Here is a 23,151-nt window from a genome sequence, read left to right as displayed (position 1 = left end):
AAAAGCCCCGGGTTTCGCCCGGGGCTTTTTCGTTGCGACGAGTGTGCGGCTAGCTTCACCTTCGGACTCGAGTGTGCGGCCAGCCGTACTCTCGCCGGCGTCGTCACCCCTCACTACACTGGCCACCGTGCTCATCGGTTCGCATGTCCACCAAGACGACCCGCTGGCCGCCGCGCAGGCTGACGGCGCCGACGTGGTGCAGTTCTTCCTCGGCAACCCGCAAAGCTGGAAGAAGCCCAAGCCGCGTGACGACGCCGAGGCGCTGAAGGCGTCGACTATTCCGCTCTATGTCCACGCGCCGTACCTGATCAACGTGGCGTCGGCCAACAACCGCATCCGCATCCCGTCGCGCAAGATTCTGCAGGACACCTGCGACGCGGCCGCGGCGATCAACGCGACGGCGGTGATCGTGCACGGCGGCCACGCCGACGACAACGACATGGACGCCGGCTTCGAGCGGTGGGTCAAGGCCCTGGACTACCTGGAAACCGACGTGCAGGTCTACCTGGAGAACACCGCCGGCGGCGACCACGCGATGGCCCGCCACTTCGACACCATCGGCCGGCTGTGGGATCACATCGGCGACAAGGGAATTGGCTTCTGCCTGGACACCTGTCACGCCTGGGCCGCGGGCGAGCAGCTGATCGACGCGGTCGACCGGATCAAGGCGCTGACCGGCCGCATCGACCTGGTGCACTGCAACGACTCCAGGGACGCGGCGGGCTCGGGCGCCGACCGGCACGCCAACTTCGGCACCGGGCAGATCGATCCCGAACTGCTCGCCGCGGTGGTCAAGGCCGCCGGCGCGCCGGTCATCTGCGAAACCGCCGACGAGGGCCGCAAGGACGACATCGCGTTCCTGCGCGAGAAAACAAGCGGCTGAGGGCGGGCCGGCGTTTACCTTTGATCCATGCTGCGCCGCCTGCCCGCGATCTTGGGTGTTGTCCTGGTGGTCGCGGGCTGCTTCCCGGGATTCGCCCACCTGCCGTCGGGCTTCGTCACCGGCACCAGCGTCCACCACCTCAAGGTCGGCGATCTCGATCGCAGCTATCGGCTGTACAAGCCCGCGGGAGTGCCGGACTCGGCCCCGCTGGTGGTCATGATGCACGGCGTGTCGGGCAGCGCCAGGGAAGCCGAAAGAGACTACCGGTGGGACGGATTGGCCGATGCGGGCAAGTTCGTCGTCGCCTACCCGGATGGCCTCGACCACGCCTGGAACGTCGACGGGCAGACCTGCTGCGGCCGGTCTGGACGCGAGGGCGTCGACGACGTCGGTTTCATCAGGGCGGCCGTCGCTGACGTCGCCAAGAACGTCGGCATCGACACCGCCAAGGTCTACGCCACCGGCATGAGCAACGGCGGCATCATGTCCTACACGCTGGCGTGCACCACCGAGATCTTCGCGGCGATCGGCCCGGTCGCGGGCACGCAGCTGAACGCGTGCCGGTCGCCGCGTCCGATGTCGGTCATGCACATTCACGGCACGGCCGATCAGCTGGTGCCCTACGGCGGCGGGCCGGGGTACAGCGTGATCAACGGACCGCCGGTGCCGAACGTGAATGCGTTCTGGCGCAACGTCGATCAGTGCGGCGCCCCATCCACCGCCACCGACGGCCTGATTACCACGTCGACCGCGGGGTGCGCCGAGGGGCGCGGAGTCGTGCTCGTCACGGTGGACCGGGGCGACCACGAGTGGCCGGACTTCGCGACGCGAGAGCTGTGGGACTTCTTCGCCGCCCACCCCCGCTGATCATTACACCTCTTGTGCGACTGTCGGAAAAATGTAACATTGGTGGCATGTCGGATACCCACGTCGTCACCAACCAGGTCCCGCCCCTGGAGGACCACAACCCCGCCACTTCGGCGGTGCTCACCGAGGCCCTGATCCGCGAGGGCGGCGAGTGGGGCCTGGACGAGGTGAACGAGGTCGGCGCGCTGTCGGCCAGCCGCGAAGCGCAGCGATGGGGCGAGCTCGCCGACCGCAACCGGCCCATCCTGCACACCCACGACCGCAACGGCCACCGCGTCGACGAGGTCGAATACGACCCGGCGTACCACGAACTGATGCGCGCGGCGATCTCCCACGGTATGCACGCCGCGCCCTGGGCCGACGATCGGCCCGGCGCGCACGTCGTCCGGGCCGCCAAGACCTCGGTGTGGACGGTCGAGCCGGGGCACATCTGTCCGATCTCGATGACGTATGCCGTGGTGCCCGCGCTGCGCTACAACCCCGAGCTGGCCAGTATCTACGAGCCGTTGCTGACTACCCGCGAATACGACCCGGACCTCAAGCCGGCCACCAGCAAACCGGGCATCACCGCGGGCATGTCGATGACCGAGAAGCAGGGCGGCTCCGACGTGCGCGCCGGCACCACCCAGGCCACCCCGAACGCCGACGGGACCTACAGCCTGACCGGCCACAAGTGGTTCACCTCGGCGCCGATGTGCGACATCTTCCTGGTGCTCGCGCAGGCACCACAAGGGCTTTCGTGCTTCATGCTGCCGCGCGTGCTGCCCGACGGCACCCGCAACCGGATGTTCTTGCAGCGGCTCAAGGACAAACTGGGCAACCACGCCAACGCGTCCAGCGAGGTCGAATACGACGGCGCGATCGCCTGGCTGGTGGGGGAGGAGGGCCGCGGTGTGCCGACCATCATCGAGATGGTCAACCTCACCCGGCTGGACTGCACCCTGGGCAGCGCCACCAGCATGCGCACCGGTCTGACCCGCGCCATCTACCATGCCCAGCACCGAAAGGCCTTCGGCGCCTACCTCATTGACCAGCCGCTGATGCGCAACGTGCTGGCCGACCTGGCCGTCGAGGCCGAGGCGGCCACCATGGTCGCGATGCGGATGGCCGGCGCCACCGACAGGGCCGTGCGCGGCGACGAGACCGAGGCGCTGCTGCGCCGAATCGGACTGGCCGCCAGCAAGTACTGGGTGTGCAAGCGCTCCACCCCGCACGCCGCCGAGGCGCTGGAATGCCTGGGCGGCAACGGCTACGTCGAGGACTCCGGCATGCCGCGGCTGTACCGGGAGGCGCCGCTGATGGGCATCTGGGAGGGCTCGGGCAACGTCAGCGCGCTGGATACGTTGCGCGCCATGGCGACTCGCCCCGAATGCGTCGACGTGCTGTTCGACGAGATCGCCGAGAGCGCGGGTCAGGACCCGCGCCTGGGCAACCATGTCGGGCGGCTGCGCGCCGACCTGGCCGACCTGGAGACCATCGCCTACCGCGGCCGCAAGGTCGCCGAGGACATCTGCCTGGCGCTGCAGGGCTCGCTGCTGGTGCGCCACGGGCACCCGGCCGTCGCCGAGGCATTCCTGACGACCCGGCTCGACCGCCGGTGGGGCGGCGCGTTCGGCACCATGCCGGACGGGCTCGACCTCGCGCCGATCCTCGAGCGTGCTCTAGTAAAGGGATGACGCACGCGATCAGGCCGGTCGACTTCGACAACCTCAAGACGATGACCTATGAGGTCACCGATCGGGTTGCGCGCATCACGTTCAACCGGCCCGACAAGGGCAACGCGATCGTCGCGGACACGCCGCTGGAACTCTCGGCGCTGGTCGAGCGGGCCGATCTCGACCCCCACGTCCATGTCATCTTGGTGTCCGGTCGCGGCGAGGGGTTCTGCGCCGGATTCGACCTGAGCGCCTACGCCGACCGCACGGGATCGGCCGGCGGCACCGGCGCGTACGCGGGTACCGTGCTGGACGGAAAGACCCAGGCGGTCAACCATCTGGCAGATCAGCCGTGGGACCCGATGATCGACTACCAGATGATGAGCCGCTTCGTGCGGGGCTTTTCCAGCCTGATGCACGCCGACAAGCCCACGGTGGTCAAGATCCACGGGTACTGCGTGGCCGGGGGCACCGACATCGCGCTGCATGCCGACCAGGTGATCGCCGCCGCCGACGCCAAGATCGGGTACCCGCCGACCCGGGTGTGGGGCGTGCCGGCCGCCGGACTGTGGGCGCACCGCCTCGGCGATCAGCGCGCCAAACGGCTGCTGTTCACCGGCGATTGCATCACCGGCGCCCAGGCCGCCGAGTGGGGATGGGCGGTCGAGGCACCGGATCCCGCGGACCTCGACGAGCGTACCGAGCGGCTGGTCGAGCGGATCGCCGCGGTGCCGGTCAACCAGCTGATCATGGTCAAGCTCGCACTGAATTCCGCTCTGCTGCAACAGGGTGTGGCCACCAGCAGGATGGTCAGCACGGTGTTCGACGGCGTCGCCCGGCACACGCCCGAGGGCCACGCGTTCGTCGCCGACGCGGTCGAGCACGGATTCCGCGAGGCGGTGCGGCATCGCGACGAACCGTTCGGCGACCACGGCCGCCGGGCGTCCGGAGTGTAGCCATGCCGGACATGACGGCCCGGTCGGTGGTGCTCAGCGTGTTGCTCGGCGCCCACCCGGCGCACGCCCGCGCCAGCGAATTGGTCAGGCTCACTTCCGATTTCGGCATCAAGGAGTCGACGCTGCGAGTGGCGCTGACCCGGATGGTCGGTGCGGGCGACCTGGTCCGCAACGCCGACGGCTACCGGCTCTCGGATCGACTGCTCGCCCGCCAGCGGCGCCAGGACGATGCCATCGACCCGCGCGTGCGGCCCTGGCGCGGGGAGTGGATCACGCTCATCGTGACCAGCGTGGGAGACGACGCCCGCACCCGCGCCGCGCTGCGAACGGCCATGCACGACAAGCGCTTCGGAGAGTTGCGCGAGGGGGTGTGGATGCGTCCGGACAACATCGACGCGCAGCTCGGCCCCGACGTCACGGCCAGGGTCCGGGTGCTGTGGGCGCGCGACGGTGACCCCGCCGAGCTGGCCGCGCGGCTGTGGGACCTGCCCGGCTGGGCGCAGGTCGGGCACCGGTTGCTCGACGAAATGGCCGCCGCGCCGGACATTCCCGGCCGATTCGTGGTGGCCGCGGCGACGGTCCGGCACCTGCTCACCGACCCGGTCCTGCCCGACGAACTGCTGCCGGCCGACTGGCCCGGGGCCCGGCTGCGGGCGGCCTACCACGACTTCGCCGCTGAGCTGCTGCAGCGGCGCGAACCACTAGGTGCGGAGGCGAGATGAGCGATCCGGTGCGCGTCGAGCGCAACGGCCAGGTGACCACGGTGATCATCGACCGGCCGGGGGCGCGTAACGCGGTCAACGGCCCGACGGCGGCCGCGCTGTACGCGGCCTTCGAGGAGTTCGACCGCGATGACACGGCGTCGGTGGCGGTACTGTGGGGTGACGGCGGAACCTTTTGCGCCGGAGCCGATTTGAAGGCTTTCGGAACACCCGAGGCCAACGCCGTGCACCGGACGGGCCCGGGCCCGATGGGGCCGACGCGGATGGTGCTGTCCAAGCCCGTCATCGCCGCGGTCAGCGGCTACGCCGTCGCCGGCGGTCTCGAGCTGGCCATCTGGTGTGATCTGCGGGTGGTCGAGGAGGACGCCGTGTTCGGGGTGTTCTGCCGGCGCTGGGGCGTCCCCTTGATCGACGGGGGAACCGTGCGGTTGCCGAGGCTGATCGGCCACAGCCGCGCGATGGACATGATCCTCACCGGTCGCGCCGTGTCCGCCGACGAAGCCCAGGCCATCGGCCTGGCTAATCGTGTGGTCCCCAAGGGCCAATCACGCCCGGCCGCAGAGGAATTGGCGGCGCGACTGGCGGCGTTGCCGCAGCAGTGCCTGCGCTCGGATCGGCTCTCGGCGCTACACCAATGGGGGGCAACGGAATCCGAGGCGCTCGATTTCGAGTTCGCCAGCATCTCCCGGGTGGCCGCGGAGGCGAACGAGGGGGCCGGGCGGTTCGCCGCGGGCGCGGGACGGCACGGCGCGTCCGCCGATTGAGGGCAACTCGGCCGGTCAGCTGCCCTTGTTGATCGTGTTGCCCGAGCCGAGGTTGTCGACCTTGGGATCACCGTCTTTGTAGGTGATGGTGTTGTTCATCCCGAGCACGGTGATGCGCGTCTCGACCTTGTCGAACGTGATCTTGTTGTTGGTGCCGCCGATGTTCGCCGTCGCGCAGGTGCCCGTGACGGTCAGTGTGTTGTCCGAACCGGCCACGTTCAGCGATTTCCCGCTGGCGCAGTCGAGGTTGGTGGTGGTGCCCATCGACCCGTAGTTCACCGTGTTCCCGATCTCGATGGACGCGGTGGTGCTCGCCCCGCTCGATCCCGTCGTCGGCGCGGCACCGGCACTCGTCGTCGGGCTGCTCTTCGTGGTGGTCGTGGTGGAGGAGCCGGCCGGCGGGTTGGCGGTCGAACTGCAGCCGGCCAGCATCAGGGCCGCGGCGGCCGGCGCCAAGGCGAATGCGGCCAGTCGGCGGCGGTGCTCGAAGGTATGGACACGCATCGCTTTTCGTTTCCCTCTCGTTGTTTGATCCCGGTCGGTGTGGTGCCTCAGCCCGGCACCTGCTGGAGCCGGTTGGTCATGCCCAATTCGCGGCCGCGGTCCCACAGGGCCGGCTGACCGCCCTTGTAGAGCACGGTCTGGTCGTGGCCGTACACCGTGATGTCATGCGAAACCGAGTCGGCGATAACCACATTCGACGAACCCATCACCGTCACGGCGTAGCAGTTGCCCAGCGCGGTCACGGTGAGGAACGTGCCGTTGACCAACAGCGTGGCGTCGTTGCAGTCGACCGTCTGCTCCATGTCCTCCCCGATGACATGGGTGTCGCCGTTCTTGGCCTGCGCAAGCCCCGGCGTGGCAACGAAGCCGGCGAGGACGGCGATGGCGCAGGTGGCCAGCGACCCGGCGACAGTTGTCCACTTCACTGCGGGCCCCCTTTTGGACGGGACGTCGGCTCGAATGAGCCAAGCATGACATTACGTGCATTTGCCTGCCCGATGGCAGGTTTTATCTTCCTTTGCCGGACGCTCATGCCCCTCCGGGAGATTAATGTCTGAACGGGCGTCAACTAGAGTCATTAGTTAACCGCAACCCGTTCCCGCGATCGAAGGGCGACCGCCATGGCAGCTCAACCGGAATCGCCGTCGGCGGCCGGGCGCCAACGCGCGGGACGGCCCGGTTCGCGCCCGACCAAGCTCAGCCGGGAAGGGATCATCGACGGCGCGCTGACGTTCCTGGATCGCGAGGGCTGGGACGCCCTGACCATCAACGCGCTCGCTACGCAGCTGGGCACCAAGGGGCCGTCGCTGTACAACCACGTGGACAGCCTGGAGGACTTGCGCCGCTCGGTGCGGATTCGGGTGATCGACGACATCATCACGATGCTCAACCGGGTGGGCGAGGGCCGCGCCCGCGACGACGCGGTGCTCGTCATGGCGGGCGCGTACCGCAGCTATGCCCACCATCACCCGGGTCGCTACTCGGCCTTCACCCGGATGCCGCTGGGTGGAGAAGACGCCGAGTACGCGGCGGCGACCCGCGGCGCGGCCGCACCGGTGATCGCCGTGCTGTCCTCCTACGGTCTCGACGGCGCCGAAGCCTTCCATGCGGCGCTGGAGTTCTGGTCCGCGATGCACGGATTCGTGTTGCTCGAGATGACCGGTGTCATGGACGACATCGATACCGACGCGCTGTTCTCCGACATGGTGCTGCGCCTGGCGGCGGGCCTGGAACGGCGCACCGCCCCCGACGGCGCCAGGGGCTAGCCCCACCGCGGTGCGAGCAGGTCCGCCGCTTTGACCTGCAAGACGGGCGGCGGGTATTGTGGTTCCTCGTGCCTGGCGGCTTACGGCGCCTAACCGTAAGGAAGTGAATGCCGGGCGAATTCGCGTGTCCACGATGCATCGGACTCAAGTCCGGTGCGCAGCGCATGCGACACACCCGGCCGCGGGGTGACGCGGACGGACATAACTGCAGTACACAGACTTGAAGACGCCAGAAGTATGCCGAACACGAACAGAGAAAGCCGGTAGATGCCAACCATTCAGCAGCTGGTCCGCAAGGGTCGCCGGGACAAGGTCGCCAAGGTCAAGACCGCGGCCCTCAAGGGCAGCCCGCAGCGCCGTGGCGTGTGCACCCGCGTGTACACCACCACTCCGAAGAAGCCGAACTCCGCGCTTCGGAAGGTCGCCCGCGTGAAGCTGACGAGCCAGGTTGAGGTGACGGCCTACATCCCCGGCGAAGGGCACAACCTGCAGGAGCACTCGATGGTGCTGGTGCGTGGTGGCCGGGTGAAGGACCTGCCCGGTGTCCGGTACAAGATCATCCGCGGTTCGCTCGACACCCAGGGCGTCAAGAACCGCAAGCAGGCTCGCAGCCGTTACGGCGCCAAGAAGGAGAAGAGCTGATGCCGCGCAAGGGGCCCGCGCCGAAGCGCCCGTTGGTCAATGACCCGGTCTACGGGTCGCAGCTGGTCACCCAGCTGGTGAACAAAGTCCTGCTGCAGGGGAAGAAATCGCTCGCCGAGCGCATTGTTTATGGTGCGCTCGAACAAGCTCGGGACAAGACGGGCACCGATCCCGTGATCACGCTCAAGCGTGCTCTCGACAACGTCAAGCCCGCCCTGGAGGTGCGCAGCCGCCGCGTCGGTGGTGCCACCTACCAGGTGCCGGTCGAGGTGCGTCCGGATCGGTCCACCACGCTGGCGCTGCGCTGGCTCGTCAGCTTCTCGCGGCAACGCCGGGAGAAGACCATGGTCGAGCGCCTGGCAAACGAGATCCTGGATGCCAGCAACGGTCTGGGGGCCGCCGTCAAGCGACGCGAGGACACCCACAAGATGGCCGAGGCCAACCGCGCCTTCGCGCACTACCGCTGGTAGGTCTCTGCGGCCCGCGCGCCGGGGCGCTGGCCTGACCGCGAACGACAGCAACTAAGCAATCGAAAGAGTGGGAAGACTTCTGTGGCACAGAAGGACGTGCTGACCGACCTCACCAAGGTCCGCAACATCGGCATCATGGCGCACATCGACGCCGGCAAGACGACGACGACCGAGCGCATCCTCTACTACACCGGTATCAGCTACAAGATCGGTGAGGTGCACGACGGCGCCGCCACCATGGACTGGATGGAGCAGGAGCAGGAGCGGGGGATCACTATCACCTCCGCGGCCACCACCTGTTTCTGGAAAGACAACCAGATCAACATCATCGACACCCCCGGGCACGTCGACTTCACCGTGGAAGTCGAGCGCTCGCTCCGTGTTCTCGATGGCGCCGTCGCCGTGTTCGACGGCAAGGAGGGCGTCGAGCCGCAGTCCGAACAGGTCTGGCGGCAGGCCGACAAGTACGACGTCCCGCGCATCTGCTTCGTCAACAAGATGGACAAGATCGGGGCCGACTTCTACTTCTCCGTCCGCACCATGGAGGAGCGCCTCGGCGCCAACGTCATCCCGATTCAGCTGCCCGTCGGCTCCGAGGGCGACTTCGAGGGCATCGTCGACCTGGTCGAGATGAACGCCAAGGTGTGGCGCGGCGAGACGAAGCTGGGCGAAACCTACGACACCATCGACATCCCGGCCGAATTGTCCGAGAAGGTCGAGGAGTACCGCACCAAGCTGCTCGAGGCGGTCGCCGAGACCGACGAGGCGCTGCTGGAGAAGTACCTCGGCGGCGAGGAACTCACGGTCGAGGAGATCAAGGGCGCCATCCGCAAGCTGACCATCAGCTCGGAGGCCTACCCGGTGTTGTGCGGCAGCGCGTTCAAGAACAAGGGCGTGCAGCCCATGCTGGACGCCGTCATCGACTACCTGCCCTCGCCGTTGGACGTGCCGCCGGCCGTCGGCCACGCGCCGGGCAAGGAGGACGAAGAGGTCACCCGCAAGCCGTCGACCGACGAGCCGTTCTCCGCGCTGGCGTTCAAGGTCGCCACGCACCCGTTCTTCGGCAAGCTGACCTACGTCCGGGTGTACTCCGGCAAGGTCGACTCCGGCAGCCAGGTCATCAACGCCACCAAGGGCAAGAAGGAGCGGCTGGGCAAGCTGTTCCAGATGCACTCCAACAAGGAGAACCCGGTGGAGACGGCCTCGGCGGGTCACATCTACGCGGTGATCGGGCTCAAGGACACCACCACCGGTGACACCCTGAGCGACCCGAACCAGCAGGTCGTGCTGGAATCGATGACCTTCCCCGACCCGGTGATCGAGGTGGCCATCGAGCCCAAGACCAAGAGCGACCAGGAGAAGCTGAGCCTGTCGATCCAGAAGCTCGCCGAGGAGGACCCGACCTTCAAGGTCCACCAGGACGCGGAGACCGGCCAGACCGTGATCGGTGGGATGGGCGAGTTGCACCTGGACATCCTGGTGGACCGGATGCGCCGCGAGTTCAAGGTCGAGGCCAACGTCGGCAAGCCGCAGGTCGCCTACAAGGAGACCATCAAGCGGACGGTGGAAAAGGTCGAGTTCACCCACAAGAAGCAGACCGGTGGTTCCGGCCAGTTCGCCAAGGTGCTGATCAGCCTCGAGCCGTTCCACGGCGAGGACGGCGCGACCTACGAGTTCGAGAACAAGGTCACCGGTGGGCGCATCCCGCGCGAGTACATCCCGTCGGTGGACGCCGGTGCGCAGGACGCCATGCAATACGGCGTGCTGGCCGGCTACCCGCTGGTCAACTTGAAGGTCACCCTGCTGGACGGGGCCTTCCACGAGGTCGACTCGTCGGAGATGGCCTTCAAGATCGCCGGTTCGCAGGTGCTGAAAAAGGCTGCGGCGCAAGCCCAGCCAGTCATCCTGGAACCGATCATGGCCGTCGAGGTCACCACGCCCGAGGACTACATGGGCGACGTGATCGGCGACCTGAACTCCCGCCGTGGCCAGATCCAGGCCATGGAGGAGCGGAGCGGTGCGCGCGTCGTCAAAGCGCATGTGCCGCTGTCGGAGATGTTCGGCTACGTCGGCGACCTGCGGTCCAAGACCCAAGGCCGGGCGAACTACTCCATGGTCTTCGACTCGTACGCCGAAGTGCCGGCGAACGTGTCAAAGGAGATCATCGCGAAGGCGACGGGCCAGTAAACATCGGCGACGGAGTAATCTTGCCGGGTCATTGGAATGCCTTGGGCGCGGCACAACTGAAAACACCAACACTGCTTTAACAAGCACCAACTAGTCCAGGAGGACACAGAAGTGGCGAAGGCGAAGTTCGAGCGGACGAAGCCGCACGTCAACATCGGGACCATCGGTCACGTTGACCACGGCAAGACCACGCTGACCGCGGCTATCACCAAGGTTCTGCACGACAAGTTCCCGGACCTGAACGAGTCCCGCGCGTTCGACCAGATCGACAACGCGCCCGAGGAGCGTCAGCGCGGTATCACCATCAACATCTCCCACGTGGAGTACCAGACCGACAAGCGTCACTACGCGCACGTCGACGCCCCGGGTCACGCCGACTACATCAAGAACATGATCACCGGTGCGGCCCAGATGGACGGCGCGATCCTGGTGGTCGCCGCCACCGACGGGCCGATGCCGCAGACGCGTGAGCACGTGCTGCTCGCCCGCCAGGTCGGCGTGCCCTACATCCTGGTCGCCCTGAACAAGGCCGACATGGTCGACGACGAGGAGCTGCTCGAGCTCGTCGAGATGGAGGTCCGCGAGCTGCTGGCCGCCCAGGAGTTCGACGAGGACGCCCCGGTGGTGCGGGTCTCCGCGCTGAAGGCGCTCGAGGGCGACGCCAAGTGGGTGGAGTCCGTCGAGCAGCTGATGGAGGCCGTCGACGAGTCGATCCCGGACCCGGTCCGCGAGACCGAGAAGCCGTTCCTGATGCCGGTGGAGGACGTCTTCACCATCACCGGGCGTGGCACCGTGGTCACCGGTCGTGTCGAGCGCGGTGTGATCAACGTGAACGAGGAAGTCGAGATCGTCGGCATCCGCCCGACCAGCACCAAGACCACGGTCACCGGTGTGGAGATGTTCCGCAAGCTGCTCGACCAGGGTCAGGCCGGTGACAACGTCGGACTGCTGCTGCGTGGTATCAAGCGTGAGGACGTCGAGCGCGGCCAGGTCGTGACCAAGCCCGGCACCACCACGCCGCACACCGAGTTCGAGGGCCAGGTCTACATCCTGTCCAAGGACGAGGGCGGCCGGCACACGCCGTTCTTCAACAACTACCGTCCGCAGTTCTACTTCCGCACCACCGACGTGACCGGTGTGGTGACGCTGCCGGAGGGCACCGAGATGGTGATGCCCGGCGACAACACCAACATCTCGGTGAAGCTGATCCAGCCCGTCGCCATGGACGACGGTCTGCGGTTCGCGATCCGCGAGGGTGGCCGCACCGTCGGCGCCGGCCGGGTCGTCAAGATCATCAAGTAGTTCGCTACTGAGTCAGTACTGAGTCAGTTCAAAGCCCGGATTGCCAACTCGGCAATCCGGGCTTTGTCCGCTGTGCGCATCGTCGGGCCCGACCGGCGCGGAAATGGTGCGCACGCCGCGCGCCCTGCACTAGGATTTCGGCATAGTTCTCGGTGACCGTGAGGCGTGGCGGGGAGGTGCCGATGTCGTTCGTTCAAGCGACTCCCGAATTCGTCGCGGCTGCCGCGACGGACCTGGCCAGCATCGGGACGACGATCACCTCCGCCAACACGGCGGCGATGGGGCCGACGTCGGCGGTGCTCGCCCCGGGCGCCGACGAGGTGTCGGCGAGTATCGCCGCCCTGTTCGACGCCCACTCCCAGGTCTATCAGGCGCTCAGCGCCCAGGCGGCCGCGTTCCACAGCCAGTTCGTGCAGCTGATGAACGGCGGCGCGATGCAGTACGCCGCCGCCGAGGCGGCGAACGCGACGCCGCTGCAGACCGCGGCGGGGCCCGCGTCGATGGCCGCGCAGGTGCCGACGATGACGGCCGGCGCCATGGGTGCCTCCGCCCCGACCGCGCCCGCGGGGCCCCTGGCGGCGGCGGTGGCCCCCGCGGCCGCCGCACCGGTACCGGCCGGCACACCGGTCGCCGCGGCGCCGGTGGGTTCGGCGACGTTGGCCTCGGCCACCGCACCGGCCGGGCCGGCGCGCGTGGCGACGCCGGCCTACGCACCGGCCGGTTCCCCGAGCACCGTCCCGCCCGCGGCGTCGGCACCGGCCGGCACGGCCGCCGCGCCGATGCAACCCGAGGTGGCGCCGCAGGCCTCCCCGGCCACGACGCTGCCGGTGTCGCCGCGCACGGCGCCGCATTCCCCGGCGCCGCACTCCACCGCGGCGTCACAGTCGGCGGCGCCGCCGGTGCGCCGGGTGCCGATCGTCCCGCCCGAGCAGCTCACGTGATGGCGGCGGCCCGCCGGTAGACGACCGAAACCGGTTTGCGCGTATCGCGTTCGCGGTGAGACCCCGGGCGCTAATCTGACACAAATCCCCAGCAAGCCGAGGAGGGGCAAGTGTTAGCGCGCTACCTGAAGGCACAGTTGGTCGTTTTGCTGTGCGGAGGCCTCGTCGGGCCGATTTTCTTGGTCGTGTACTTCGTCATGGGGCTCGACAACCTGCTGCAGTGGATGTTCTACGTCGGCCTGCTCATCACCGTGGCCGACGTGTTGATCGCGCTCGCGCTGGCGAACTACGGCGCCAAGTCGTCGGCGAAGGCGGCCGCGCTCGAGCAGAGCGGCGTGCTGGCGCTCGCCCAGATCACCGGCATCACCGAAACGGGCACGTGGGTCAACAACCAGCAGGTCGTCAAGGTGCACCTGCACATCGCCGGCCCCGGCCTGCTGCCGTTCGACAGCGAAGACCGCGTGATCGCCAGCGTCACCCGGCTGGGCAACCTCAACGCCCGCAAGGTGGTGGTGCTGGTCAACCCGACCACCAACGAATACCGGATCGACTGGGAGCGAAGCGCATTGGTCAACGGGCTGATGCCCGCGCAGTTCACGGTGGCCGAGGACAACCGGACCTACGACCTGAGCGGCCAGGCGGGCCCGCTGATGGAGATCCTGCAGATCCTCAAGGCCAACAACATTCCGCTGAACCGGATGGTCGACATCCGGTCGAACCCGGCGCTGCGCGGGCAGATCCAGGCGGTGGTGCGCCGGGCCGCCGAACAGCAGGCGCCGGCCGCCCAACCGGCGGCGGCGGGTGCGCCGTCGGCGGTCGTCACGCCGCCCGAACCCTCGATCGCCGCGCGGCTGCAGGAGCTGAACGATCTGCGCGCCAGCGGCGCGCTCACCGACGAGGAATACAACAGCCGGCGCGCACAGATCATCGCCGAAATCTGAGGCTCGTCCGCCGGGCCGGCGGGTGAATTAGAACACGTTTCAATTGCGCTGCTAGCCTGGCTTGGTCTATCGGCGGTCGAAAGGGTTACACGTGGCTGGACAGGCCGGATCACTGCACGGGCGGGTGGCATTCATCACCGGGGCCGCCCGCGGCCAGGGACGGTCGCACGCGGTGCGGCTGGCCGCCGAGGGCGCCGACATCATCGCGCTCGACATCTGCGCGCCGGCGTCCGCCAGCGTGACCTACCCGCCCGCCACCCGCGAGGACCTCGACGAGACCGCGCGCCTGGTGGAGGGGCAGGGACGCAAGATCCTGACCCGCGTCCTCGACGTGCGCGACGACGCCGCGCTGCGGCAGTTGGTGGCCGACGGGATGGAACAGTTCGGCCGGCTCGACATCGTGGTCGCCAACGCCGGAGTGCTGAGCTGGGGCCGCATTTGGGAGCTCACCGACGAGCAGTGGGACGCGGTGATCGGCGTCAACCTGACCGGCACCTGGCGCACGCTGCGCGCCACCGTGCCCGCGATGATCGAGGCGGGCAACGGCGGTTCCATCGTGGTGGTCAGCTCGTCGGCGGGACTCAAGGCCACACCGGGCAACGGCCACTACTCGGCCAGCAAACACGGGCTCACCGCGCTCACCAACACCCTCGCGATCGAGCTCGGCGAATATGGGATCCGGGTCAACTCGATCCATCCGTACTCGGTCGAAACCCCGATGATCGAGCCCGAAGCGATGATGGAGATCTTCGCCGCCCATCCCAGCTTCGTGCATAGCTTCCCCCCAATGCCGGTGCAGCCCAACGGCTTCATGACCGCCGACGAAGTCGCCGACGTCGTGGCGTGGCTCGCCGGCGACGGGTCGGGCACACTCACCGGCACGCAGATCCCCGTGGATAAGGGTGCCCTAAAGTACTGACCGGCCATCGTGCTAAGAACTCCACGTGAGTAGTGACGAAAGCGCCACCAACGGAATCGTGATCGTCGGCGGCGGATTGGCCGCCGCGCGCACCGCCGAGCAGCTGCGCAAATCGGAGTATTCCGGGCCCATCACGCTCGTCAGCGACGAGGTGCACCTGCCGTATGACCGCCCGCCGCTGTCCAAAGAGGTGCTGCGCAAAGAGGTCGACGACACCGCGCTCAAACCGCGCGAGTGGTACGACGAGAACGACGTCACCCTGCGCCTGGGGTCGGCCGCGAAAAGCCTGGACACCGCGGCGCAGACGGTGACGCTCGCCGACGGAACGACGCTGCGCTACGACGAACTCGTCATCGCCACCGGGCTGGTCCCGCGACGCATCCCGGCGATCCCCGACCTCGAGGGCATCCGGGTGCTGCGGTCGTTCGACGAGAGCCTGGCGCTGCGCGAGCACGCGTCCTCGGCCCAGCGCGCCGTCGTCATCGGGGCCGGTTTTATCGGCTGCGAGGTGGCGGCCAGCCTGCGCAGCCTGGGGGTGGACGTGGTGCTGGTGGAGCCCCAGCCCACTCCGCTGGCCGCGGTGCTCGGCGAGCAGATCGGCGAGCTGGTGGCCCGGCTGCACCGCGCCGAGGGCGTCGACGTCCGGCTCGGCGTCGGCGTGGCGGAGGTGCGCGGTGACACGCATGTCGAAGCGGTCGTGTTGACCGACGGCACCGAATTGGCGGCCGACCTGGTGGTGATCGGCATCGGGTCGCGGCCGGCGACCGAATGGCTCGAGGGCAGCGGCGTCACCGTCGACAACGGCGTCATCTGCGACGAGGCCGGACGCACCAGCGCGCCGAACGTGTGGGCGCTCGGCGATGTCGCGTCGTGGCGTGACACGACGGGACACCAAGGGCGCGTGGAACATTGGAGCAATGTCGCCGATCAGGCCCGCGCCGTGGTGCCCGCGATGCTGGGACAGGATGTGCCCCCGGTGGTGGTCGTCCCCTACTTCTGGAGCGACCAATACGACGTCAAGATCCAGTGCCTCGGCGAGCCGGAGGCCGACGACGTCGTCCACGTCGTCGAGGACGACGGCCGCAAGTTCCTGGCCTACTACGAACGCGACGGGGCCCTGGTCGGCGTGGTCGGCGGCGGGATGCCCGGCAAGGTCATGAAGGTCCGCGCCAAAATCGCTGCGGCCGTCCCCATTTCGGAAATACTGGGCTGAGCCGCGCCTTTTGACTAGCCGACGGCGGCCGCGTAGCGGTCGCCGGTGTTCTCGGTGTTCCGGATGACCGTCGCGAGTTGCTCGGCGATGCCCGGCGCGCTGATGACGGTCGACGAGGACTTGTGGGTGTGGGGATTGCCCTGCGCGTCGGTGAGCCGCGCGCCCGCTTCGCGGGCGATCAGCGTCCCCGCGGCGGTGTCCCAGGGCTTGTTGGACATCATCACGCAGGCGTCCAGGGCGCCCTCGGCGACGAACGCGAGGTCCAGGGTCGCCGCCCCGATCATGCGGATGCGCTCGACGCGCGGCACCAGCTCGGCGGTGAGCGCCAGCCGGTGCTCGTTCAGCCTGCCGGCGTCGTGGCCGACGGCGTAGTCGCCGAGGGACACGATGGCCCCGCTGAGGCTGTCGGCGGCGCTGGCGTTGATCCGCTGCCCGTTGAGGAACGCGCCCTTGCCCTCGATGGCGTGGTAGGTCTTGCCGAGCAGGGGAGCGTGGGTGACGGCGACCACGGTGCGCCCGCCCCGCAGCAGGGCCAGCGACACCGCGCACAACGGCAGCCCGTGGACGAAGTTCGAGGTCCCGTCGATGGGGTCGAGCACCCAGAGCCACTCGGAAGTCTCGATGTCCGGCTGTTGCTCGGACTCTTCGGCCAGTAACGCGATGTCAGGTGTGGTTTGGGCCAGGTAGTCGGCGATGTCGCGCTGGATCGCGAGGTCGATGTCGGTGACCAGGTCACGGTCGCCTTTGTGCTGCACCGAACTCGGCTGTGATTTCTTCAGGGTGGCGGCACCGATTTGTGTTGCTTGCCAGGCAATTTCGAAAAGCTCTTGCATTGTCTTCATGGGGAAGGATTTGCCTCGCTTCCGGTGTTGGCGTGCGTTCGGCGCTTTTCGATCATAAGGGGTAAGCGATTTCGCGTCACACGCACCCGCCGACGACAAATGTCGATCGAAAACACCGAGACCACCGATGTTTTCGCCGGCGCACCCCGTCCTCCTGGGACTTTGGCGCGAATTGGGCATGGGGCACAGCCGAATTCGATGGTGATGCACATCACTCGCCAGAAAGGTTTTGAGACGCCCGGGCGTGGGAACCGAGTCGGGGCTGTAGCAGGTGTCACAAAATTGCCAGCGCGCCGCTGCGAAACCTATTGCGCTGGAAAAACGAAACTCGGATGCCGCAGATTTTTTGCTGAGACGCCCTGGATCGCCGCTTTTGGTGCATCGCTTGCCGTGCTCCGTTACTGTCTCCAAGCGAACGATGTTGGGAACCTTTGCACTGCAATGGGTTGGCGTTAAACCGCTCGGCTTAACCGCTGCCACTGAATCGTTCTAATCCAGATAACCCAGCACCCAAACTTGGCAGGCAGGTGATTGACAAGTGACAGTGATTGATGAGATATACAGCGCTTCCAGCGCGATTCCGACCGTCGCTCTCAACGACGAGGCGAAGATGCCCGTACTTGGCTTGGGAGTAGCCAAGTTGTCCGATGTGGAGACGGAAAGCTCGGTACTCGCGGCCCTGGAGGCTGGCTGCCGCCTCATCGACACCGCTGCCTCCTACGGAAACGAAGAAGCCGTCGGGCGTGCGATAGCCGCGTCGGGCATCCCGCGTGAGGAGTTGTTCGTCGCCACCAAGCTGGGCACGTCGAGGCAGGGCTTCCAGAGTGCCCAGGAGTCGTGCAAGGAGAGCTTGGACCGTCTTGGGCTGGATTACCTCGACCTGTACCTGATCCACTGGCCGGCGCCGAAGCTGGGCAAGTATGTGGAGAGCTTCGAGGGCATGAAGGTCGCCCGCGACGAGGGGCACGTCCGCTCGATCGGCGTCTGCAACTTCACCGAGGAACTGCTGACGAACGTCATCGAGGAGACGGCCGAGGTGCCCGCCGTGAACCAGGTCGAGCTGCACCCGCGCCTCAACCAGGCCGATCTGCGCCAGGCGCACGCCCAGCACGACGTCACGACGCAGTCCTACAGCCCGCTGGGCGTCGGCAAAATGCTCGAGGATCCGACCGTGACGGCCATCGCCGCCGAGTACGGCCGCACGCCGGCGCAGGTGCTGGTCCGCTGGAACCTGCAATTGGACAACGTGGTCGTCTCGCGGTCGTCCAAGCCCGAGCGCGTCGCCCAGAACCTGGACGTGTTCGACTTCACCCTGGAGCCCGAGCACATGGAGGCCATCGACGGATTGCATGACGGCACCCGGGTGCTGCACGATCCGATGACCTTCATGGGGACCTAGGACCGCCAGTGCACCGGCGGGCCGTGCGGGTGGCATTCGCCCAGAACGCGCGGCTCGCCGCCCGGCCAGCTGCGGGCCCGCACCTCGAATCGGATCGGGGTGCCGGGGCCGGAGCGTGCGGGCTCCATCGCGAGGTGGGCGAACGGTGAACGCGTATCCGCCTGCGCGGCCAGCGAGTTCACGTGAGCGCGCACCGCGTCGCGTTCGTCGGCCGACAGGTATTGCCAGGTGATGGAATGCCACAGGACGGTCAGCGCGCCGTCGGCCAGCCGAAGGCCGGCGGCCGCGCTGGCCGCCGTCTGGCGCTCGAGCGGGGCCGGGACCCGTCGGGCAACCTCGATGGCCCCGCGCAGCCGGGCAAGCCGGGCGCCCTGGTCGGGCCAGACGTAGCTCAGCACGGTCATCTCTCCGTCGGTGTCGCCGACATCGACGGGCGCGATGTCGTACCCGTGCCGCTCGACGATGCGCACGTCGCGCCCGGGCGGCAGCGCGCCGCGCCACGCGTCATCGATCGCCACCGGCGAGTCGGGCGGGCCCCACTGGCCCCCGGCGAACCGGTAGCGGTAATGGTCCGCTCGCAAGTTCAGCCCCGCACTGGATCCGATCTCGAAAAGCCGGATGGGCAAACCGAATTGATTGATGTGCAGCAATCCGCCGATCAGTGCGGCCGACCGGCCCACCTCGTTGGTCTGCGGTGGTTGATCCAACGCCGCGCGCAGCGCGTCGGTGTGACCGGTCGCGGTGTCGCGGATTTCGGGCCAGGCCGATCCGGCGTTCCAGGTCCCGCCGGTGCTGGGATACCAGCGCCGCAGGTGCGCCGCCCGTCCGTCGAGCACCAGCCGGTGCAGCCCGCCGAGCAGCCGAAGGGGCACCGCGTCGCGCGAGGGGGCGTCGCGGTGCCCGGACAAGATGCTCGCGAACACGCCGCCGGCTTCGACGTCGGCGGCCACCAGCTCGAACAGGTCGCCGTACATCGCGGAGCCCGACGAGGCGCAGAACCTGCCCTGGGCTCGCAGCGTGTGCGCCAGGTGCTCGACGCTCAACTGTCCAGCTCGTTCAACCCGGCGCCGACCACGTCAAAGGCATTGCCCAGGGCCACCGGCAGCGGGACGGATTCATCGCTCAGCCAGTGCTCGTAGGCCGACAGCGCCACGCCCAGCATCGTCCAGGCGGCGGTCTGCGGAAGCAGATCGGTTGTCTTGCAATCACAACGGCGGGCCACGAACCCGGCGATCACCTCGCGCCAGCCGGCGTACATCGTCATCGAATAGGCCTGCAGCTCAGCGGTTTGCAGGATCACCCGCATGCGCTGGCGGTGGCGGGCGGTCTCGGATTCGTCAAAGGTGTTGAACGCCAACAACGCTGCGCGCAGCGCATCGCCCAGGCCCACCCGGGAATCCACGTTGTCGAGCAGGTCCCGGAGGTGGGCGAGGTGAGTGTCGAAATCGCCCCACGGGATGGCGTTCTTGGACGCGTAATAGCGAAAGAGCGTGCGGCGGGAGATGCCGGCGGCGTGGGCGACGTCGTCGACGCTCACGTCGGCGAAACCGCGGGCGGTGAACAGGTCGATGGCCACATCGGTGATGTGGGCGGGCGTGGTCGAGCGGCGCCTGCCCACCCGCGGCTGCGGCATCTTCAGACCCCGCCCTTCCATTTCGGCACTCGATGCCATATTCTGGCGGCGAGTGTGACTCAGACCCCATCGTTGTCAAGACCCGACGAAAGGCAAGGCCCCGTGGACCACGAGACCGAAACCGACACCCAACTCGTCACCGAGACCCTGGTCGAAGAGGTATCCATCGACGGCATGTGCGGGGTCTACTGACCGTGCCTGCGCCCGCGCAGGCTCACACGGCTCGCCCCGCCGGCGACACCGTGTTCGATCCTGATCGCGGCTGGCGACTGCACCCGCAGGTGGCGGTGCGGCCCGAACCGTTCGGCGCGCTGCTCTATCACTTCGGCACCCGCAAGCTGTCATTCCTGAAGAACCGCACCATCCTCACGGTGGTGCAGTCGCTGGCCGACCACCCCGACGTCCGCTCCGCCTGTCGCGCGGCGGGCGTCGACGACGCCGCGCAGGGTCCCTACCTGCACGCGTTGGGTGTGCTCGTCGACTCCAAGATGCTGGTGCCCCGAGAGGACCATCAATGACCGCACCGCCCCAAGCGGCCGTACCGCGGCTGATCGAGCAATTCGAGCACGGGCTCGACGCGCCCATCTGCCTCACCTGGGAGCTCACCTACGCCTGCAACCTGGCCTGCGTGCACTGCCTCTCGTCGTCGGGCAAGCGGGATCCGCGCGAGCTGTCCACCCGTCAGTGCATGGAGATCATCGACGAGCTGGAACGCATGCAGGTGTTCTACGTCAACATCGGTGGTGGGGAACCCACTGTGCGCCCGGACTTTTGGGAACTCGTCGACTACGCGACCGCCCACCACGTCGGCGTCAAGTTCTCCACCAACGGCGTCCGGATCACGCCCGAGGTCGCCGCGCGGTTGGCGGCCAGCGACTACGTCGACGTGCAGATCTCGCTGGACGGCGCCACCGCCGAGGTCAACGACGCCGTGCGCGGGCCCGGGTCGTTCGACATGGCGGTGCGGGCGCTGGAGAATCTGGCCAACGCCGGCTTCAAAGACGCCAAGATCTCCGTGGTCGTCACCCGGCACAACGTCGACCAGCTCGACGAGTTCGCCGCGCTGGCAAGCCGTTACGGTGCCACGCTGCGGATCACCCGGCTGCGCCCGTCCGGGCGCGGCGCCGACGTCTGGGAAGAGCTGCACCCGACCGCCGACCAGCAGGTCCAGCTGTATGACTGGCTGGTCGCCAAGGGGGAGCGGGTGCTCACCGGCGACTCCTTCTTTCACCTGGCCCCGCTCGGCCAATCCGGTGCGCTGGCCGGCCTGAACATGTGCGGCGCTGGCCGCGTCGTATGCCTGATCGACCCGGTCGGCGACGTGTACGCCTGCCCGTTCGCCATCCATGACCGCTTCCTGGCCGGAAACGTGTTGTCGGACGGTGGTTTTGACAACGTGTGGAAGAACGCCCCGCTGTTCCGCGAGCTGCGCGAGCCGCAGTCGGCGGGCGCGTGCGGCAGCTGCGGGCACTACGACAGCTGCCGGGGCGGCTGCATGGCCGCCAAGTTCTTCACCGGCCTGCCGCTGGACGGGCCGGACCCCGAATGCGTCCAGGGACACAGCGCGTCGGCGCTGGCGCACGACCGCGAGACCCCGCGCCCCCGCGCCGACCACTCCCGCGGCAAGCGCATCCGCCAGCCGGTGCCGCTCACGCTGTCGCTGCGGCCACCGACGATCACGCCGGCGGCGCCACCGGCGCGCCTGTGCAATGAAAGCCCGGTGTGACAATGGCCGAGAAATGGTTTGAAACGGTCGCCATCGCGCAGCAGCGGGCCAAGCGCCGGTTGCCGAAATCGGCCTATTCGTCGTTGATTTCGGCCAGCGAAAAGGGAATCACCGTCTCCGACAACGTCGAAGCCTTCGGTGAACTCGGTTTCGCCCCCCACGTGGTCGGCGCACCCGCAAAGCGCGACATGTCGACCAGCGTTATGGGACAGGACATTTCGATGCCGGTCCTGATCTCCCCGACCGGCGTGCAGGCCGTGCACCCCGACGGCGAGGTGGCGGTCGCGCGGGCCGCCGCCGCCCGCGGCACCGCCATGGGGCTGTCCTCGTTCGCCAGCAAGCCGATCGAAGAGGTCATCGCGGCCAACCCCAAGTTGTTCTTCCAGGTGTACTGGCTGGGCGACCGTGACGCGATCGCCGCGCGGGTCGAGCGCGCCCGGGCGGCCGGCGCGGCGGGGCTGATCGTCACCACCGACTGGAGCTTCTCGCACGGCCGGGATTGGGGCAGCCCCTCGATCCCGGAGAAGATGGACCTCAAGACCATCCTCAAGATGAGCCCGGAGGTCATCACCAAACCGCGGTGGTTCTTGCAGTGGGCGAAGACCATGCGGCCGCCGGAGCTGCGGGTGCCCAACCAGGGCCGCCGTGGCGAGCCTGGGCCCCCGTTCTTCGCGGCCTACGGCGAGTGGATGGGCACGCCACCGCCGACCTGGGAAGACATCGCCTGGCTTCGCGAACTGTGGGGCGGCCCGTTCATGCTCAAGGGCGTGATCCGTGTCGATGACGCCAAAAGGGCTGTGGATGCGGGGGTTTCGGCGATCTCGGTGTCCAATCACGGAGGCAACAACCTGGACGGCACCCCGGCCTCGATTCGCGCCCTGCCCGCGATCGCCGCGGCCGTCGGCGATCAGGTCGAGGTGCTGCTCGACGGCGGCGTCCGGCGCGGCAGCGATGTCGTGAAGGCCGTGGCGCTGGGGGCGCGCGCCGTGATGATCGGCCGGGCGTACCTGTGGGGCCTGGCCGCGGCCGGCCAACCGGGCGTGGAGAACGTCCTCGACATCTTGCGCGGCGGCATCGACTCGGCCCTGATGGGTCTGGGACATTCCTCGATTCACGACCTCGGGCCCGGTGACATCCTGGTGCCGCCCGGTTTCGCCCGGGCGCTGGGCGTGCCGTCGGCCGGCGAATAACGCAAGTCGGGCTATCCCGGGCGGCTTTGTCGGATATTTGACGGCCACGGAAATCGTGGTACTGGCGGGGTAACCGTGACGAACGAGCCGACAATTCGAATGACCGATGAACGGTGTGGAAAAAAACTTA

At 67.9% G+C, this 23,151-nt stretch carries 25 protein-coding genes; 20 read left to right on the top strand and 5 right to left on the bottom strand.

Features of this window, described 5'->3' with window-relative positions; translation table 11 throughout:
- Positions 1–127 precede the first annotated feature (127 nt).
- From AC0KS4_RS20950 to AC0KS4_RS20925, 6 genes are read left to right on the top strand one after another with little or no spacing between them, the layout of a single operon-like run.
- Positions 128–883, top strand: coding sequence for a deoxyribonuclease IV (locus AC0KS4_RS20950; RefSeq protein ID WP_238956846.1), 756 nt, complete (start codon positions 128–130; stop codon positions 881–883).
- Between the two features lie 27 nt (positions 884–910).
- Positions 911–1,750 carry a CE1 family esterase gene (locus tag AC0KS4_RS20945; RefSeq protein WP_238956845.1) on the top strand — a complete coding sequence of 280 codons (840 nt, stop codon included), beginning with the start codon at positions 911–913 and terminating at the stop codon, positions 1,748–1,750.
- Positions 1,751–1,797: 47 nt separating this feature from the next.
- On the top strand, positions 1,798–3,426 hold the full coding sequence (locus AC0KS4_RS20940) for an acyl-CoA dehydrogenase family protein (RefSeq protein ID WP_238956844.1): 1,629 nt from the start codon (positions 1,798–1,800) through the stop codon (positions 3,424–3,426).
- Positions 3,423–4,361 carry a crotonase/enoyl-CoA hydratase family protein gene (locus tag AC0KS4_RS20935; RefSeq protein ID WP_238956843.1) on the top strand — a complete coding sequence of 313 codons (939 nt, stop codon included), beginning with the start codon at positions 3,423–3,425 and terminating at the stop codon, positions 4,359–4,361. The genes AC0KS4_RS20940 and AC0KS4_RS20935 overlap by 4 nt, the downstream gene beginning before the upstream one ends.
- A 2-nt stretch (positions 4,362–4,363) precedes the next feature.
- On the top strand, positions 4,364–5,083 hold the full coding sequence (locus AC0KS4_RS20930; protein WP_238956842.1) for a PaaX family transcriptional regulator C-terminal domain-containing protein: 720 nt from the start codon (positions 4,364–4,366) through the stop codon (positions 5,081–5,083).
- Positions 5,080–5,847, top strand: a complete 768-nt coding sequence (locus AC0KS4_RS20925; RefSeq protein WP_238956841.1) for a crotonase/enoyl-CoA hydratase family protein — start codon at positions 5,080–5,082, stop codon at positions 5,845–5,847. Before AC0KS4_RS20930 ends, AC0KS4_RS20925 begins: the two co-directional genes overlap by 4 nt.
- 15 nt (positions 5,848–5,862) lie before the next feature.
- Here the strand turns inward: AC0KS4_RS20925 and AC0KS4_RS20920 are convergent, their stop codons facing one another.
- Both AC0KS4_RS20920 and AC0KS4_RS20915 read right to left on the bottom strand, forming a co-directional pair.
- Complete coding sequence (locus AC0KS4_RS20920; RefSeq protein ID WP_238956840.1) at positions 5,863–6,351, bottom strand: DUF3060 domain-containing protein; 489 nt, start codon at positions 6,349–6,351, stop codon at positions 5,863–5,865.
- A gap of 47 nt (positions 6,352–6,398) precedes the next feature.
- A complete protein-coding gene (locus AC0KS4_RS20915) occupies positions 6,399–6,776 on the bottom strand; it encodes a DUF3060 domain-containing protein (protein WP_225328302.1) in 378 nt (125 codons plus the stop codon).
- A gap of 195 nt (positions 6,777–6,971) precedes the next feature.
- On the opposite strand from AC0KS4_RS20915, the gene AC0KS4_RS20910 reads away from it, so the two are divergent.
- The 9 genes from AC0KS4_RS20910 to AC0KS4_RS20870 all read left to right on the top strand — a co-directional run bounded on the left by AC0KS4_RS20910 (position 6,972) and on the right by AC0KS4_RS20870 (position 16,231).
- Positions 6,972–7,616 (top strand): TetR/AcrR family transcriptional regulator, encoded by a 645-nt coding sequence (locus tag AC0KS4_RS20910; protein ID WP_225328301.1) that lies wholly within the window; start codon positions 6,972–6,974, stop codon positions 7,614–7,616.
- A 267-nt stretch (positions 7,617–7,883) separates the two neighbouring features.
- Positions 7,884–8,258 (top strand): 30S ribosomal protein S12, encoded by a 375-nt coding sequence (rpsL, locus tag AC0KS4_RS20905; RefSeq protein WP_007767794.1) that lies wholly within the window; start codon positions 7,884–7,886, stop codon positions 8,256–8,258.
- Positions 8,258–8,728, top strand: a complete 471-nt coding sequence (gene rpsG / locus AC0KS4_RS20900; RefSeq protein ID WP_008260850.1) for a 30S ribosomal protein S7 — start codon at positions 8,258–8,260, stop codon at positions 8,726–8,728. The genes rpsL and rpsG overlap by 1 nt, the downstream gene beginning before the upstream one ends.
- An 81-nt stretch (positions 8,729–8,809) precedes the next feature.
- Positions 8,810–10,915, top strand: coding sequence for an elongation factor G (gene fusA / locus AC0KS4_RS20895; RefSeq protein ID WP_238956839.1), 2,106 nt, complete (start codon positions 8,810–8,812; stop codon positions 10,913–10,915).
- A gap of 111 nt (positions 10,916–11,026) precedes the next feature.
- A complete protein-coding gene (tuf, locus tag AC0KS4_RS20890; protein WP_083065829.1) occupies positions 11,027–12,217 on the top strand; it encodes an elongation factor Tu in 1,191 nt (396 codons plus the stop codon).
- Positions 12,218–12,399: 182 nt separating this feature from the next.
- Positions 12,400–13,158: a PE family protein gene (locus AC0KS4_RS20885; RefSeq protein ID WP_275254205.1), complete on the top strand. Its 759-nt coding sequence runs from the start codon at positions 12,400–12,402 to the stop codon at positions 13,156–13,158.
- A gap of 110 nt (positions 13,159–13,268) precedes the next feature.
- Complete coding sequence (locus AC0KS4_RS20880) at positions 13,269–14,099, top strand: SHOCT domain-containing protein (protein ID WP_238956838.1); 831 nt, start codon at positions 13,269–13,271, stop codon at positions 14,097–14,099.
- Between the two features lie 91 nt (positions 14,100–14,190).
- Positions 14,191–15,018, top strand: coding sequence for a mycofactocin-coupled SDR family oxidoreductase (locus AC0KS4_RS20875; RefSeq protein ID WP_238956837.1), 828 nt, complete (start codon positions 14,191–14,193; stop codon positions 15,016–15,018).
- Positions 15,019–15,043: 25 nt separating this feature from the next.
- Complete coding sequence (locus AC0KS4_RS20870; RefSeq protein WP_238956836.1) at positions 15,044–16,231, top strand: FAD-dependent oxidoreductase; 1,188 nt, start codon at positions 15,044–15,046, stop codon at positions 16,229–16,231.
- A gap of 14 nt (positions 16,232–16,245) precedes the next feature.
- On the opposite strand, the gene AC0KS4_RS20865 is transcribed toward AC0KS4_RS20870, so the two are convergent.
- Positions 16,246–17,073, bottom strand: coding sequence for an inositol monophosphatase family protein (locus tag AC0KS4_RS20865; protein ID WP_238956835.1), 828 nt, complete (start codon positions 17,071–17,073; stop codon positions 16,246–16,248).
- Positions 17,074–17,611: 538 nt separating this feature from the next.
- Between AC0KS4_RS20865 and AC0KS4_RS20860 the strand changes: the two genes are divergently transcribed.
- On the top strand, positions 17,612–18,472 hold the full coding sequence (locus AC0KS4_RS20860; protein WP_225330070.1) for an aldo/keto reductase: 861 nt from the start codon (positions 17,612–17,614) through the stop codon (positions 18,470–18,472).
- Here the strand turns inward: AC0KS4_RS20860 and AC0KS4_RS20855 are convergent.
- Entirely contained in the window at positions 18,469–19,515 is a 1,047-nt protein-coding gene (locus AC0KS4_RS20855) for a DUF2332 domain-containing protein (protein WP_238956834.1), read from the bottom strand. The genes AC0KS4_RS20860 and AC0KS4_RS20855 overlap by 4 nt on opposite strands.
- Entirely contained in the window at positions 19,512–20,105 is a 594-nt protein-coding gene (gene mftR / locus AC0KS4_RS20850; protein WP_225330085.1) for a mycofactocin system transcriptional regulator, read from the bottom strand. The genes AC0KS4_RS20855 and mftR overlap by 4 nt, the downstream gene beginning before the upstream one ends.
- Positions 20,106–20,207: 102 nt before the next feature.
- On the opposite strand from mftR, the gene mftA reads away from it, so the two are divergent.
- From mftA to mftD, 4 genes are read left to right on the top strand one after another with little or no spacing between them, the layout of a single operon-like run.
- On the top strand, positions 20,208–20,297 hold the full coding sequence (gene mftA / locus AC0KS4_RS20845) for a mycofactocin precursor MftA (protein WP_007773607.1): 90 nt from the start codon (positions 20,208–20,210) through the stop codon (positions 20,295–20,297).
- On the top strand, positions 20,282–20,623 hold the full coding sequence (gene mftB, locus AC0KS4_RS20840) for a mycofactocin biosynthesis chaperone MftB (protein ID WP_238956833.1): 342 nt from the start codon (positions 20,282–20,284) through the stop codon (positions 20,621–20,623). Before mftA ends, mftB begins: the two co-directional genes overlap by 16 nt.
- The gene (gene mftC, locus AC0KS4_RS20835; protein ID WP_238956832.1) at positions 20,620–21,831 is read left to right on the top strand and encodes a mycofactocin radical SAM maturase; all 1,212 of its coding nucleotides are present in this window, start codon (positions 20,620–20,622) and stop codon (positions 21,829–21,831) included. Before mftB ends, mftC begins: the two co-directional genes overlap by 4 nt.
- Positions 21,832–21,833: 2 nt before the next feature.
- Positions 21,834–23,021, top strand: a complete 1,188-nt coding sequence (gene mftD, locus AC0KS4_RS20830) for a pre-mycofactocin synthase MftD (RefSeq protein ID WP_238957388.1) — start codon at positions 21,834–21,836, stop codon at positions 23,019–23,021.
- Positions 23,022–23,151 lie beyond the last annotated feature (130 nt).

It is taken from the genome of Mycobacterium sp. NTMscope_MAC_12 (assembly GCF_976985675.1).
The sequence above is the reverse complement of the archived record's forward strand: the minus strand, read 5'-3'. Positions and strand labels throughout refer to the sequence as shown.

Coding starts and splice junctions, on each gene's coding strand:
- rpsG (WP_008260850.1), top strand. CDS start 8,258: ATGCCGCGCAAGGGGCCCGCGCCGAAGCGCCCGTTGGTCAATGACCCG.
- AC0KS4_RS20865 (WP_238956835.1), bottom strand. CDS start 17,073: ATGAAGACAATGCAAGAGCTTTTCGAAATTGCCTGGCAAGCAACACAA.
- AC0KS4_RS20910 (WP_225328301.1), top strand. CDS start 6,972: ATGGCAGCTCAACCGGAATCGCCGTCGGCGGCCGGGCGCCAACGCGCG.
- mftD (WP_238957388.1), top strand. CDS start 21,834: ATGGCCGAGAAATGGTTTGAAACGGTCGCCATCGCGCAGCAGCGGGCC.
- AC0KS4_RS20940 (WP_238956844.1), top strand. CDS start 1,798: ATGTCGGATACCCACGTCGTCACCAACCAGGTCCCGCCCCTGGAGGAC.
- AC0KS4_RS20885 (WP_275254205.1), top strand. CDS start 12,400: ATGTCGTTCGTTCAAGCGACTCCCGAATTCGTCGCGGCTGCCGCGACG.
- AC0KS4_RS20920 (WP_238956840.1), bottom strand. CDS start 6,351: ATGCGTGTCCATACCTTCGAGCACCGCCGCCGACTGGCCGCATTCGCC.
- mftC (WP_238956832.1), top strand. CDS start 20,620: ATGACCGCACCGCCCCAAGCGGCCGTACCGCGGCTGATCGAGCAATTC.
- AC0KS4_RS20945 (WP_238956845.1), top strand. CDS start 911: ATGCTGCGCCGCCTGCCCGCGATCTTGGGTGTTGTCCTGGTGGTCGCG.
- rpsL (WP_007767794.1), top strand. CDS start 7,884: ATGCCAACCATTCAGCAGCTGGTCCGCAAGGGTCGCCGGGACAAGGTC.
- mftR (WP_225330085.1), bottom strand. CDS start 20,105: ATGCCGCAGCCGCGGGTGGGCAGGCGCCGCTCGACCACGCCCGCCCAC.
- AC0KS4_RS20930 (WP_238956842.1), top strand. CDS start 4,364: ATGCCGGACATGACGGCCCGGTCGGTGGTGCTCAGCGTGTTGCTCGGC.
- AC0KS4_RS20935 (WP_238956843.1), top strand. CDS start 3,423: ATGACGCACGCGATCAGGCCGGTCGACTTCGACAACCTCAAGACGATG.
- AC0KS4_RS20925 (WP_238956841.1), top strand. CDS start 5,080: ATGAGCGATCCGGTGCGCGTCGAGCGCAACGGCCAGGTGACCACGGTG.